The sequence below is a fragment of the Streptomyces sp. NBC_00414 genome, from assembly GCF_036038375.1.
Lineage (GTDB): Bacteria > Actinomycetota > Actinomycetes > Streptomycetales > Streptomycetaceae > Streptomyces.
On record NZ_CP107935.1, the window covers coordinates 6,049,194 to 6,062,563 of the forward strand.

Consider the following 13,370-nt stretch of genomic DNA (forward strand, 5'->3'; position numbering starts at 1 on the left):
CATGGCCCCCTTTCCCGGCTCAGGTCTGGCCAAGGGCCTGGCCGTCACCCTGCGCACGATGACGAAGAAGACCGTCACCGCGCAGTACCCCGACGCCCAGCCCGAACTCCCGCCCCGCACCCGCGGCGTCATCGGGCTCTTCGAGGAGAACTGCACGGTCTGCATGCTGTGCGCCCGCGAGTGCCCCGACTGGTGCATCTACATCGACTCCCACAAGGAGACGGTCCCGGCCGCCGCACCCGGTGGCCGCGAGCGCAGCCGCAACGTCCTCGACCGCTTCGCCATCGACTTCTCCCTCTGCATGTACTGCGGTATCTGCATCGAGGTCTGCCCGTTCGACGCGCTCTTCTGGTCCCCCGAGTTCGAGTACGCCGAGACCGACATCCACGAACTCACCCACGAACGCGACAAGCTCCGCGACTGGATGTGGACCGTCCCGGCCCCGCCGGCCCTCGACCCCGGCGCCGAGGAGCCCAAGGAGATCGCCGCCGCCCGCAAGACCGCCGAGAAACTGGCAGCCGCACAGGCGCAGGCAGAGGCACAGGCCGCGCCCCACCCCGGCCCCACCGACCCGCCGCAGGGAGGCGCGTCATGACCCCCGCCGCGGCCACCGTCACGGCGGCACGGGCCACGACCACCGCCGCCGAGACCCACGGCTTCCTCTCCCCGACCGGCGTCGAGATCGCGTTCCTCCTCGTCGGCCTGGTCACCTTCGGCGCCGCCATCGTCACGGTCACCACGAAGCAACTGGTGCACGCCGCCCTGTGGCTCGTCGTCACCCTCGGTGGCCTCGCCGTCGAATACCTCCTCCTCACGGCCGAGTTCATCGCCTGGGTGCAGGTCCTCATCTACGTCGGTTCCGTCGTCGTCCTCCTCCTTTTCGGTCTGATGCTCACGAGGGCCCCCATCGGCCGCTCCCCGGACGCCGACTCCGGCAACCGCTGGGTGGCCCTCGCCGTGGCGCTCGCAGCGGCCGGCGCCCTCGTCTGGGTGGTCGTCGACGCCTTCCGGACGACCTGGATCGACCTGGACGGCGCCGCCGCGGGCTCCACCGCGGTCACCGGCGCGAGCCTCTTCCAGAGCTGGGTGCTCCCCTTCGAGGCCCTCTCGGTCCTGCTGCTCGCCGCACTGGTCGGCGCGATCGTCCTCTCCCGCAAGGCGAAGGCGAAGGAGACGGAGACGGCGAGGGGGACGGCGAAGGGGACGGCCACCGCGAGCCCGCCGAGACCCCCGAGCCCCCGGGGCGACGCCACCCGGAGCGACAAGGAAGGCGCCCGCTGATGCACCTCGCCTACCCGGCCGTACTCTCCGCCCTCCTCTTCTGCACCGGCCTGTACGGCGTCCTCGCGCGCCGCAACGCGATCCTGGTTTTGATGTCCGTCGAGCTGATGCTCAACGCCGTCAACCTCAACCTCGTCGCCTTCGACGTCTGGCTCAGCAAGACCGCCCAGGACACCCTGCACTCCGGCCAGGCCCTGACCCTGTTCACCATCGCCATCGCCGCCGCCGAGATCGGCATCGGCCTGGCGATCGTCCTGGCCGTCCACCGCAACCGCGGCACGGCCGACATCGACAAGCTTCGCGACACCGCCGAACCCGGCGATGACGACGACCCCGACGACGGCTCCGACAGCGGCTCCGAGTCCGCCCGGAGCGAACCGGCCGAGAAGGCTGAGGCCACCGCGTGACCACGACCACCCTCGCCGTCCTCGTCCCCCTCCTCCCGTTCCTGGGCGCCGTGGCCGGCCTGCTGCTGGGCCGCACCGCACCCGGGTTCGCACGCCCCCTCGCCGTCCTGCCCTCCGTCGCCGCCCTCGGGCTCGCCGCGATCGTCGCCGTACGCCAGGGCGGCGGACAGGCGGTGGACGCGGCGACCGAGCTCACCCCCACCGGTTCGGTCCCCGTCGAACTCGCCCTGCACATCGACGGCTTCGCCGCCCTCGCCGCGATCCTCGTCGGCCTGGTCGCGACCTGTGTGCAGATCTACTCGACGGGCTACCTGCGCAACGACCCGCGCTACACCTCGTACGCCGCTCTCGTCTCCCTCTTCACCTCCGCCATGCTGCTCGTCGTCTACTCCGGCGACCTGATGGTGCTGCTGGTCGGCTGGGAGATCATGGGCATCTGCTCGTACTTCCTCGTGGGTCACTACTGGGAGACCCCGGAAGCACGCGCCGCCTCCATCAAGGCCTTCCTCGTCACCAAGCTCGGCGACGTCCCCTTCCTGATCGGCCTGTTCGCGCTCGCCGCCGACACCGGTTCGTTCCGCATCACGAAGATCCTCGGCAACGTCACGAGCGGCGGACTCGACCACCCCACGCTGATCGCCCTGCTGCTCCTCGCCGGTGTGGCGGGCAAGTCGGCGCAGTTCCCGCTCCACACCTGGCTCCCCGACGCGATGGCGGGCCCCACCCCCGTCTCCGCGCTGATCCACGCCGCGACGATGGTCGCCGCCGGTGTCTACTTCATCGCCCGGCTCCTCCCGGTCTTCGCCGCCTCCGCGGCCGCACTGGTCGTCCTCGCCGTGATGGCCGCCGTGACGATGGCCGGCTCGGCCCTCGCCGCGCTCGCCCAGGACGACATCAAGCGTGTCCTCGCGTACTCGACGATCGGCCAACTCGGCTACATGACCGGCGCCCTCGCCGTCGGCGACCGCGGTGCCGCCGTCTTCCACCTCCTCGCACACGGCGCCTTCAAGGCGCTGCTGTTCCTCGCGGCCGGCGTGATCATCCACGCCGCCGGCACCAACTCCCTGGCCGCCATGTCCCGTATGAAGGACCTGCGCGCCCGCGTCCCCGACGCCTACTGGACGACGACCGTGGCGCTCCTCGCGCTCGCCGCGATCCCGCCGTTCAGCGGCTTCTTCTCCAAGGAGTCCGTCCTCGGAGCCGCCGAGCACGCCGCCACGGGCCACGCCGAGGCCGTCCCCGGAGCCGCGGGCTGGATCGTCCTCGTCTCCGGCCTGGTGACGGCCCTGCTCACCGCGGCCTACGCGATGCGCCTGTGGCTTCTCGCCTTCCACGGCCACGGCACCGAGGCCCCCGACCACGGCAAGCAGCCCATCGTCATGAACTCCGTGCTGTGGCTGCTCGCCCTCCCGTCCCTCGCTCTCGGACTCGCCACCGGCCTGCTGCCCGACTGGTTCGACGGCCGGAGCCTCACCCCGACCCTCACCACAGCCGTCCTCGGTACGGGTGTCGCCCTGGTCGGCGGCATCGTCACGTACGGCGCGTGGCGGCACACCACCGCCATGGCGGGCCGGGTCCCCATGGGCGCGGTCGCCGCCCACCCGGACGCCGACGGCGGCCTGGTCGAGGCCGAGGCCATCGCCAGCCACGAACCCGCGTACGGAAACGTGGCCTCCGCGCCCGACCCGGCGGATCCCGGCCGCCTCCTGCTCGGCCCGCTGCACCGCCACGCGGCCGTCGGCTTCCACCTCGACGCCGTGTACGCGGCGCTCTTCGTCCGCCCGGTCCAGGCCGCGGCCACACTCGTCCGGTTCCTCGACCGCGAGGTCGTCGACACCTACGTACGCGGCGCGGGCGCCCTACCCCGCTGGCTCGGCGCGGCCGTCCGGCGCGCCCAGACCGGCAATCTGCAGACCTATGTGAGCGCGCTGCTCGCCGGCACCGTCGTCCTGGTGGTCGCCGCCCTCCTCGTCGCCACCGCGGGAGCGTGAGCAGGCGTGATCGATATCAACGAGTCCGTGATGCAGTTTCTTCTCGCGTTCATCGTCGTCGCCCCGCTCATCGGGGCCGTCGCGGCTCTCCTGCCTGCCCCGCCCGGGCTGAAGGGGAAGTCGCCCGAGCAGGCCGTGCTGCGGCACGGCACGACCGTCACCGGCGCCGTACTCATCGCGGCGATCGTCCTCACGCTCGGCTTCGACCACGACACCCCGGTCAAGGCACAGCAGATGCAGGCCACGACGGACATCAGCTGGATCCCCGCACTCGACGTGCGGATCCACCTCGGCATCGACGGCATCTCCCTCCCCCTCCTCGTGCTGACCGCGCTGCTGACCTTCCTGTGCGCGCTGTACTCCTACTTCAAAATGCCGTCGGGCCCGTCCCCGAAGGCATTCGTGGCACTCGTGCTCGTGCTGGAGTCCGGCACCCTCGCGACCTTCGCCGTCCTCGACCTGCTGCTGTTCTTCCTGGCCTTCGAGATGGTGCTCATCCCGATGTACTTCCTCATCGCCCGCTGGGGCGGTGAGCAACGAACCCAGGCGGCCTGGAAGTTCATCCTCTACACCCTGCTCGGGTCCGTCGTCATGCTGCTGGGCCTGCTCCTGATCGGAATCAAGGCGGGCACTTTCGACATGGTGGCACTCGCCACTGACAATCACCCCGCGCTGACCACATCGGTGCAGGTCATCGCCGTTCTGGCGATCGGGCTCGGGCTCGCGGTCAAGACGCCGATGTGGCCGTTCCACAGCTGGCTGCCGGACGCGCACACCGCCGCCCCGACCGTCGGCTCGGTCCTGCTGGCCGGAGTCCTGCTGAAGATGGGCACGTACGGGTTCGTCCGGATCCTGCTGCCCGTCGCGCCGGACGGCATGAGGACCTTCGCCCCGTACCTCGCGGCCTTCGCGGTCGTCGGGATCATCTACGGCTCGCTGGCCTGTCTGGCGCTCGCCAAGCAGGGCGCGAAGGGCGACCTCAAGCGCCTCATCGCGTACTCCTCGGTCGGCCACATGGGCTTCGTGCTCCTCGGCATCGCCTCGATGACCCCGACCGGAGTGAACGGCGCGCTGTTCGCGAACATCGCCCACGGCCTCATCACCGGCCTCCTGTTCTTCCTCGTCGGCGCGCTCAAGGACCGCACGGGCACGACCGACCTCGACACCCTCGCGAAGACGACCGGGGCCGCGCTCTACGGCAGGGCCCCGCGTCTCGGCGGCCTGCTCGCCTTCGCCGCCGTCGCCTCGCTCGGACTGCCGGGCCTCGCCGGGTTCTGGGGCGAGATGCTCGCGCTGTTCGGCGCGTTCGACCCCGCCGACGGTCTCAGCCGGCCCGCGTTCCTGACGTTCATGGCGATCGCCGCGTTCGGCACCCTGCTCACGGCCGCGTACATGCTCGTCGTGGTCCGCCGCGTCTGCATGGGCGACACCTCGCAGCACCCGCAGCAGGAGAGCCCGAAACTCGCCGACGTCCGGACGTACGAGTTCGCCGCCTGGACCCCGCTCGTCGTCCTCACCGTCGTCGCCGGGCTCTGGCCCAAGGCCCTCCTCGGCCTGACCGACCCGGCCGTGCAGCAGCTCCTCTCAGGAGGCACCCGATGAGCCCCCAGGCCCAGGACCAGGCCCAGTCGCTGGTCCAGTCCGTCGACTGGCTCGCGATCGCGCCGCCCACCATCGCGGCGGTCGTCGCACTCGTGGTGCTCGTGGCCGACCTCTTCGTGGACGGCAGGAAGAAGGCCCTGCTCGGCTGGGTCTCCGTCGCGGGACTCGCCCTCGCGGCGCTCGCGCTGCTGCCCCTCCTGGACGGCGACCGCTCCACGTTCTGCCTGACGGGCGACGCGGACGTGTGCAGCTACACGGCGGACCGGTTCACGCTGGTCATCCAGTTCCTCGTCCTCGGCGGCGCCCTCCTCGCGGCGCTCCTGTCGATGACCGCCCTGAAGGACGCGGGCAAGGACGCCGACAAGGCGCTCCCGGAAGGGGAGTTCTGGTTCCTGCTGCTCTCCTCGGCCGCGGGCGCCGCCCTGCTGCCCGCCTCACGCGACCTCGCCACCCTGATCGTCGCCCTGGAGGTCGCCTCCCTGCCGGCCTTCGCCCTCGTCGGCATCAAGCACGGCGACCGGAAGTCCTCCGAAGCGGCCCTGAAGTTCTTCCTGTCCTCGGTCACCGCGACCGCCGTGAGCCTGATGGGCGTCAGCTTCGTCTACGCCTCGACAGGCACCCTGTACCTCACGGAGATCGCCACCAGGATCGAGGACGTCGATCCCCAACTGCACACGCTCGCCCAGGCGGGCGTCGTCCTCACCCTCGTCGGCTTCGCCTTCAAGACGGCCGCAGTGCCCTTCCACTTCTGGGTACCCGACACCTACGTAGGAGCCCCTCTTCCGGTCGCCGCCTATCTGTCGGTCGTTGGCAAGGCGGTCGGCTTCTCCGGCCTGATCCTCGTCACCGTGATCGCCCTCCCGTCGTACGCGGACGTCTGGGGCCCGGCACTCGCCGCCCTGGCGGCCGTCACCATGACGGTCGGCAACGTCGGCGCCCTGCGGCAGCGGACCACGCGCGCGTACAGCGCGGTACGGCTCCTCGCCTGGTCTTCCGTCGGACAGGCCGGCTACCTCCTGGTACCGATCGCCGCCGCCGCGTACTCCAAGGACACCGAGAAGGCCGTCGGCTCCACCGTCGCGTACGCCCTCATGTACGCGGCCGTGAACCTCGGAGCCTTCGCGGTGGCCGCCCTGGTGGCCCGCACGAAGCCGCTGAACCGGGTCAGCGACTACCGCGGCCTCTACGCCTCCCGCCCCGTCGCCGCGCTCGTCCTGGGCTTCTTCCTGCTCTGCCTGGCCGGTCTGCCGCCGGGCATCATCGGCCTCTTCGCGAAGGTCACCGTCTTCTCGGCGGCCGTCGAGGCAGGCCTCGGCTGGCTCGCCGTGGTCATGGCCGTCAACGTCGTGATCGCGCTCTTCTACTACCTGCAGTGGACGACCCTGCTGTTCCGCGCGCCCGAGGGCGAGCCCGAGTCCCACCGCGTCCCGGCCCCCCTCACCGCGGCGATCGCCCTGACCGCCGTCCTGGGCGTCGCGCTCTCCGGAGCGCCTCAGCTCATCCTGCGCTTCTCGGACGCCGGTCTTTTCTGAGCCGTTCCTGAGGCGATCGCACGCGCGCGGGAGGACAGCCGCCCCGCACGCGTGCGTGCGGCACGTCGTCACATGACCCTGACATCACCCGGACAGCCGACGCGCGGGCCCGTGCGCACAAGGGAACTAGAGCTTCCCGCCTGGCGTTGACCAGTGAGGGAGGGTCCACTGGACCGTGGAGTCACGGAACCAGTGACGTCAGAGATCGACAAGCAAGGGTTCCCCTGCCGCACCATTTGGAGGGCGTACCGTGCACCGCCGGCACAACGGGCTCAGGACCGCCGTACTCCTCGGGGGACTGTCCGCACTCATCATCGTCATCGGCAGTTTCTTCGGGCGTATGGGCCTCGTCGTCGCACTGTTCATCGCGATCGGCACGAACGCGTACGCGTACTGGAACAGCGACAAACTGGCTCTACGCGCGATGCGCGCGCGCCCGGTGAGCGAGTTCGAGGCCCCGGCCCTCTACAAGATGGTCCGTGAGCTCTCCACCCAGGCCCGCCAGCCCATGCCCCGCCTGTACATCTCCCCGACGGAAGCACCGAACGCGTTCGCGACGGGCCGTAATCCCCGCAACGCCGCGGTGTGCTGCACCGAGGGCATCCTGCGCATCCTGAACGAGCGGGAGCTGCGCGGCGTCATCGGCCACGAACTGAGCCATGTCTACAACCGCGACATCCTCATCTCGTCCGTCGCCGGCGCCCTGGCCTCCGTCATCATGTTCCTGGTCAACTTCGCCTGGCTGATCCCGATCGGCCGCTCCAACGACGACGACGGCCCCGGCCTCCTCGGCATGCTGATGATCATGATCCTCGGCCCGCTCGCCGCGACCGTCATCCAGCTCGCCATCAGCCGCTCCAGGGAGTACGAGGCGGACGCGTCCGGCGCCCAGCTCACCGGCGACCCGCTGGCCCTCGCGAGCGCCCTGCGCAAGCTGGAGGCGGGCACGAAGCAACTGCCGCTGCCTCCGGAGCCGCGCATCGAGACCGCGAGCCACATGATGATCGCCAACCCCTTCCGTCCGGGCCAAGGACTGTCCAAGATGTTCTCTACGCACCCGCCGATGGCGGAGCGCATTGCCCGGCTCGAACAGATGGCAGGTCGCCACCAGTGAAGACAATCCTCAACATCATCTGGCTAGTCCTGAGCGGCTTCTGGCTGTTCCTCGGCTACCTGCTCGCGGGCGTGCTGCTGTGCATCACGATCATCGGAATCCCGTTCGGCGTCGCGTCGTTCCGTATCGGCGCCTACGCGCTGTGGCCGTTCGGCCGGACGACCGTCGAGCGCCGTGACGCGGGGGCGCCGTCCTTCATCGTCAACATCCTGTGGCTGATCCTCGCCGGGTGGTGGCTGGCCCTCGCCCACATCGTCACCGGCCTCATCCAGTGCGTCACGATCATCGGCATCCCGCTGGGCATCGCCAACTTCAAGCTCATCCCGGTCTCGCTGTTCCCCCTGGGACGCGAGATCGTCAGCACGGACCAGCCGTTCACGTCCTCGGTCCGATAGGACGGCGCCGGGGGTGCGGCGGCCGAAGTACGCCCTGACGGCGTACGACGCCGACGCCGAGGACGACGAGATCTGGGCCCTGTGCGCGGACGCCGAGAACCTCTTCGCCGATCCGCCGGCTCCCACGCGCGGGACGTACCAACTGATGGGCTGCGTCCCCGAGGGAGAGCTGGACAAGGCCCTCACGCGCGCGCGTGCCGACGGATCGGCGCCTCTGGGCACCCTCGTCCTGGAGATCCTCGACAAGCGGGGCGAGCGGGTCGAAGCGTGGTCCCTGGAGGACGTACGCGTCCTCGGCGACCGTCCGTGCGCGCGCGACCTGTCGCTGCGTGACATCACCGTCGAGGCACGCGAGTCTCCGGAGAACCCGTTCGACTATCCCCAGTGCCCGCCGCTCTCCCCGGGCTACCGGCTGCTCGGCGCCGAGGACCAACCCTGGGGCGGCTGCCGGGACCTGGCCCACGTTCCGGACGGGCAACCGGACCTTCTCGAACCGCCCGTGCGGCTGCTCGGCTGCTCCCCGCGCGGAGCCCTCCGTACGGCCCTGGACGCGGGCGAGGAGGATCTCGGACACGCCAAGCTGATACGCCTCGACACGGCGGGCCGCCCCGTCCGGTCCGCCGTCGAGGGCGAACTCGTCGCGTGGATCCCCTCGGCACACGGCCGCGGCCTGGTGGACCTCACGCTGGATCCCTGGTCGGACCGGCCGCCGACCGCGGCCGAGGAGGTCTGGGAGGTGTGGGACGGCGGCCGGCCCGCCGAGCCCGGCCTCTGGGCCCGGTGCGGAGCGGAGGGACGCCGCCACTGGCTGACGACGGCGCTGGAACGCCGAGAGGCCGACAGACCCGACGCGGAACCCGGCGGTACGTATCACCTCGACGGCCGTCACATCGTGGACGAGCCGGGCTTCTTCTGCGCGCTGGGCGAGGCGGTCAACGGACCCGGTGGGTACTACGGCCGGGGCCTCGACGCTCTCCATGACTGCCTCCGCGGGCACTGGGGCGCCCGGCGGCCCTTCACCCTGGTCTGGCACGACGCCGAGACCGCCCGCACCTGCCTCGGCCTCGTCCCGCGTACCGGCCGCCGCCCGTGGACGTTCGAGGAGCTCCTCGCGTTCCTCGTGGACGAGGGCATCGACGTCCGGTTCGTCTGAGAGCCGCTCGTCCGAGGGTTGTCCACAGGCCCGGCCGATTGTCGGTGGCGCGCTGCATCATGAATGCATGACCGAGATCGAGCAGTTGCTGGCACGTGTCCTCGCAGAGGCACACAACTCGCGGCCCTGGGGCTGGCCTTCGCTCCCCGAGCCTGTGGACACCGCCACGCTCGCCCGCGCCGAGTCCGCCCTCGGCTTCTCCGTCCCGCCGCTGCTCGCCGCGCTCTATCTGCGGATAGGGGACGGAGGATTCGGCCCGGAGTACGGCCTGCTGCCCCTGCTCGACAGCCCGCCCTCGGGCGAGCCCGCCGTCGTCGCGCAGTACCTCGACCATCGCGAGAGCGGCCGCAAGGACCCCGACTGGCCCTGGCCGGAAGGCATCCTGCCGATATCCCACTGGGGCTGCGGGATGTACGCGTGCGTGGACTGCCGCACCCCGGACGCCACGGTGCTCCTGTTCGAGCCGAACGCCGACGACGCCGACCACGCCTGGTACGTGGACGCCCCCACCCTCACGGCCTGGCTCGACGCCTGGCTAGACGGCACCGGCTGGTACGACGAACACAACGACGACGCGGACCTGGAGCCCTGGATCGACTTCCGCATACGAACGGAAGCGGCGCGAACGCCATAACGCACGGCTCCCGACCGTTCCCGCCTCGTCCTCCGCAGGGGGGCGCGAGGAACTGTGCGAATGGCCCAAGACAACCCGCATGATCCGCACCGGCCCCCGGCCCAGGCCCCGCAGGGGGCGCGAGGGACGGCGCGAGCGGCCCAAGACAACCCGCACGATCCGCACCGGCCTCCACCCCAGGCCCCTCAGGGGCGCGGGGAACTGCGCGACCAGCCCTCACCGACCCGCACCCACCCACCGACCCCTACCCGCACCCCGGGTCTCCGACCCTGCCCGCGCCCGAGCTCCCGACCGCGAACGGTCAACGCCGGCCGAGCCACCCCCGCACCACGTACGCGAACACTCCAACCCCCAGCACCCCGCCGCCCACGGCCACGGACAGCCACGGCAAGGCGAACGCCAGCGTCAGGCACCCCGCAAGCCCCACCGCGGGCAGGACCCGCGACACGGCGGTCGAACCCAGCGTCCAGGCCGAGGCGTTGGCGATCGCGTAGTACACCAGCACTCCGAAGGAAGAGAAGCCGATCGCGCCCCGCACATCCACCGTCGAGGCCAGCACCGCGACCACCGCTCCGACGGCGAGCTCCGCCCGATGGGGCACCCCGAAGCGCGGATGCACGGCGGCCAGCCCGCCCGGCAGATGCCGGTCCCGGGCCATGGCCAGCGTCGTCCGCGACACCCCCAGGATCAGCGCGAGAAGGGAGCCGAGCGCCGCCACCGCGGCACCCACCCGTACGACCGGGACGAGCCCCGGCGCCCCGGCGGCACGCACCGCGTCGGCGAGCGGCGCTGTCGCCCGCCCGAGTCCCGCCGGCCCCAGCACGGAGACGACAGCCACCGCGACGGCCGCGTACACGACCAGCGCGATGCCCAGCGCGAGCGGGATCGCACGCGGAATGGTGCGCGCCGGATCCCGTACCTCCTCACCGAGGGTCGCGATCCGCGCGTACCCGGCGAAGGCGAAGAACAGCAGCCCGGCCGCCTGAAGCACCCCGCCCGCGCCCCCGGAGACACCCACGTCGAGCCGCCCGGCATCGGAGTCCCCGGAGGTCAGACACACGACCACCACGGAAGCGAGGACCGCGAGAACCACCGCCACGATCACCCGCGTCAGCCACGCGGACTTCTGCACACCGCCGTAGTTCACCGCGGTCAGCGCCACCACGGCCCCGACGGCCACCGCGTGCGCCTGCCCCGGCCACACGTACGTGCCCACGGTGAGCGCCATCGCCGCGCACGAGGAGGTCTTGCCCACGACGAACGACCAGCCCGCGAGGTATCCCCAGAACTCGCCGAGCCGCTCACGGCCGTACACGTACGTTCCGCCCGACGCGGGATAGCGGGCGGCGAGGCGTGCCGAAGCGGTCGCGTTGCAGTAGGCGACGACGGCGGCGAGGCCCAGAGCGAGGAGCAGCCCGGATCCCGCGGCCCGCGCCGCGGGTCCCAGGGCCGCGAAGATGCCCGCGCCGATCATCGAGCCGAGGCCGATGACCACGGCGTCCCCGACGCCGAGCGTCCGCCGCAGCTCCACCGTGCTGCCCGCGGAACCGGACCGGGACGAACCCGGCCGGGCGGGATCGGACTGTGTCATGAGCCGCACCCTACTGAGCGGTGCAACCGGTCACTGTCGCGCCGACGTCCTCCCCGACAACAGCGAACGAACAGAAGAGCGAAACAGAGAGCGACAAGAAGCAGCCGAGAGCGGTATGAGCACAGCCTGGTGCGAGCAGGATCACAGCACAGGTACAGCACGAAGGGGCAGGTTCACGGCATGGGCATCATCAGCTGGATCATTCTGGGGCTGCTGGCCGGCGCCATCGCCAAGTTCCTGCTGCCGGGACGCGATCCGGGCGGCTTCATCGGCACGACACTGATCGGCGTCGCGGGCGCGTTCATCGGCGGCTGGATATCGGCCCGCTGGCTGGACCATCCGATCGCCAAGGACTTCTACGACGGAGCCACCTGGGCCGCCGCGATCGGCGGCGCACTGGTCCTGCTGGTCGCCTACCGCATCCTGTTCGGCAATTCGCGCAACTGAGTGCGCGTTCACGAGACCGCAGCCAGCAGGCGAGAAGGGTGGGCACCCGAGGTGCCCACCCTTTCTCGCGCGCCCGGTCCGTGCCCGCGGAACAGCCGGAACGTCACCGGTAGTTGACGTACTGCAACGCGAAGTCGAAGTCCTTGCCCTTGAGCAGGGCCTGCACGGCCTGAAGGTCGTCACGGCTCTTCGAGCTGACGCGCAGCTCGTCGCCCTGCACCTGCGCCTTCACGCCCTTCGGGCCCTCATCGCGAATGATCTTCGCGACCTTCTTCGCGTTGTCCTGGGAGATGCCCTCCTCGATCGTGGCGAAGATCTTGTACTCCTTGCCGGAGAGCTGCGGCTCGCCGGCGTCCAGTGCCTTCAGCGAGATTCCGCGCTTGACCAGCTTGGTCTCGAACACGTCGAGGATGGCCTTGACCCGCTCCTCGGAGTTCGCCTCCATGAGGATCTTCTCGCCGGACCAGGAGATGGAGGCGCCCACGTTCTTGAAGTCGTAGCGCTGAGAGATCTCCTTGGCGGCCTGATTGAGGGCGTTGTCGACCTCCTGCCGCTCGACCTTCGAGACGATGTCGAAACTGGAGTCGGCCATGTCCTGTGGCTCCTTGTATCGGGGTGCGTAGTGGCGGCCGCAGAACCCGCATCGATCCAGGGCCGCATCCGCATAAGCCTAGCCACCCCCCACCCTCCGAGCACCGATCAATCGAGTGGCGAAGCACCCCCGAGCATCGGGTATCGTTTACGTCGTTGCCACAGAGCGCCGTCGAAAGACGGTTCGAACGGCAGCAACCCCGGCGGTGTGCCCGAGCGGCCAAAGGGAGCAGACTGTAAATCTGCCGGCTTAGCCTTCCCAGGTTCGAATCCTGGCGCCGCCACACGGGATCTAAGGTCCGGTGGCCTGCTGTTTTCAGCAGGCCACCGGACCTTAGTCGTTTTCGCTGCGCGAGGGCTGCGCCCAGGCGCCGGCGCCCGGCGATTTCTTCGTACGCTGGACCCATGTCCTCACGTCGCCGAAACTGCCCCGAGTGCCGTCGCGAGATCGCCGTCGTCGCCGGGCGGTTCGCTCGGCACGACCCGGCGGGGGCGCGGACGAGCGGGGAACTCGTGTCCTGCCCGGGCTCGCGCCGACAGGCCGAGCTGGGTGCCGCGCAGCCCGCGCTGGACGGGTACGTCGTGGCGGAGTTCCCCGGCCAGATTCCGCTGTTCTGACCTGCCGCCCCGCA

Annotated in this window: 14 protein-coding genes and 1 tRNA gene; 13 read left to right on the top strand and 2 right to left on the bottom strand. The window is 70.6% G+C overall.

Translation table 11 applies throughout. The annotated features are described in order from the left end of the window. Position 1 precedes the first annotated feature (1 nt). The 10 genes from OHS59_RS26310 (at position 2) to OHS59_RS26355 (ending at position 10,109) form a co-directional block, all read left to right on the top strand. Positions 2-595 carry a NuoI/complex I 23 kDa subunit family protein gene (locus OHS59_RS26310; protein ID WP_328495856.1) on the top strand — a complete coding sequence of 198 codons (594 nt, stop codon included), beginning with the start codon at positions 2-4 and terminating at the stop codon, positions 593-595. Continuing rightward, entirely contained in the window at positions 592-1,281 is a 690-nt protein-coding gene (locus tag OHS59_RS26315) for an NADH-quinone oxidoreductase subunit J family protein (RefSeq protein ID WP_328495857.1), read from the top strand. The genes OHS59_RS26310 and OHS59_RS26315 overlap by 4 nt, the downstream gene beginning before the upstream one ends. Beyond that, complete coding sequence (gene nuoK, locus OHS59_RS26320; RefSeq protein ID WP_328495858.1) at positions 1,281-1,688, top strand: NADH-quinone oxidoreductase subunit NuoK; 408 nt, start codon at positions 1,281-1,283, stop codon at positions 1,686-1,688. The genes OHS59_RS26315 and nuoK overlap by 1 nt, the downstream gene beginning before the upstream one ends. Then, entirely contained in the window at positions 1,685-3,679 is a 1,995-nt protein-coding gene (locus OHS59_RS26325; protein WP_328495859.1) for an NADH-quinone oxidoreductase subunit 5 family protein, read from the top strand. Before nuoK ends, OHS59_RS26325 begins: the two co-directional genes overlap by 4 nt. Positions 3,680-3,685: 6 nt before the next feature. Then, positions 3,686-5,281 carry an NADH-quinone oxidoreductase subunit M gene (locus OHS59_RS26330; protein WP_328495860.1) on the top strand — a complete coding sequence of 532 codons (1,596 nt, stop codon included), beginning with the start codon at positions 3,686-3,688 and terminating at the stop codon, positions 5,279-5,281. Further along, positions 5,278-6,813 (top strand): NADH-quinone oxidoreductase subunit N, encoded by a 1,536-nt coding sequence (locus OHS59_RS26335; RefSeq protein WP_328495861.1) that lies wholly within the window; start codon positions 5,278-5,280, stop codon positions 6,811-6,813. The genes OHS59_RS26330 and OHS59_RS26335 overlap by 4 nt, the downstream gene beginning before the upstream one ends. Before the next feature lie 250 nt (positions 6,814-7,063). Beyond that, the gene (htpX, locus tag OHS59_RS26340; RefSeq protein ID WP_328495862.1) at positions 7,064-7,927 is read left to right on the top strand and encodes a zinc metalloprotease HtpX; all 864 of its coding nucleotides are present in this window, start codon (positions 7,064-7,066) and stop codon (positions 7,925-7,927) included. Further along, complete coding sequence (locus OHS59_RS26345; RefSeq protein ID WP_328495863.1) at positions 7,924-8,322, top strand: YccF domain-containing protein; 399 nt, start codon at positions 7,924-7,926, stop codon at positions 8,320-8,322. The genes htpX and OHS59_RS26345 overlap by 4 nt, the downstream gene beginning before the upstream one ends. A gap of 13 nt (positions 8,323-8,335) precedes the next feature. Beyond that, on the top strand, positions 8,336-9,475 hold the full coding sequence (locus OHS59_RS26350; protein ID WP_328495864.1) for a barstar family protein: 1,140 nt from the start codon (positions 8,336-8,338) through the stop codon (positions 9,473-9,475). A gap of 67 nt (positions 9,476-9,542) precedes the next feature. Then, entirely contained in the window at positions 9,543-10,109 is a 567-nt protein-coding gene (locus OHS59_RS26355) for an SMI1/KNR4 family protein (RefSeq protein WP_328495865.1), read from the top strand. 301 nt (positions 10,110-10,410) lie between these two features. Here the strand turns inward: OHS59_RS26355 and OHS59_RS26360 are convergent, their stop codons facing one another. Next, complete coding sequence (locus tag OHS59_RS26360; RefSeq protein WP_328495866.1) at positions 10,411-11,700, bottom strand: APC family permease; 1,290 nt, start codon at positions 11,698-11,700, stop codon at positions 10,411-10,413. A gap of 180 nt (positions 11,701-11,880) precedes the next feature. Between OHS59_RS26360 and OHS59_RS26365 the strand changes: the two genes are divergently transcribed. Further along, the gene (locus OHS59_RS26365) at positions 11,881-12,147 is read left to right on the top strand and encodes a GlsB/YeaQ/YmgE family stress response membrane protein (RefSeq protein ID WP_328495867.1); all 267 of its coding nucleotides are present in this window, start codon (positions 11,881-11,883) and stop codon (positions 12,145-12,147) included. Positions 12,148-12,250: 103 nt separating this feature from the next. On the opposite strand, the gene OHS59_RS26370 is transcribed toward OHS59_RS26365, so the two are convergent. Beyond that, the gene (locus OHS59_RS26370; protein ID WP_328495868.1) at positions 12,251-12,739 is read right to left on the bottom strand and encodes a YajQ family cyclic di-GMP-binding protein; all 489 of its coding nucleotides are present in this window, start codon (positions 12,737-12,739) and stop codon (positions 12,251-12,253) included. 201 nt (positions 12,740-12,940) lie between these two features. Between OHS59_RS26370 and OHS59_RS26375 the strand changes: the two genes are divergently transcribed. Both OHS59_RS26375 and OHS59_RS26380 read left to right on the top strand, forming a co-directional pair. Next, a tRNA-Tyr gene (locus OHS59_RS26375) sits at positions 12,941-13,022 on the top strand. A gap of 121 nt (positions 13,023-13,143) precedes the next feature. After that, positions 13,144-13,356, top strand: coding sequence for a hypothetical protein (locus tag OHS59_RS26380; RefSeq protein WP_328495869.1), 213 nt, complete (start codon positions 13,144-13,146; stop codon positions 13,354-13,356). The last annotated feature ends 14 nt before the right edge of the window (positions 13,357-13,370 follow it).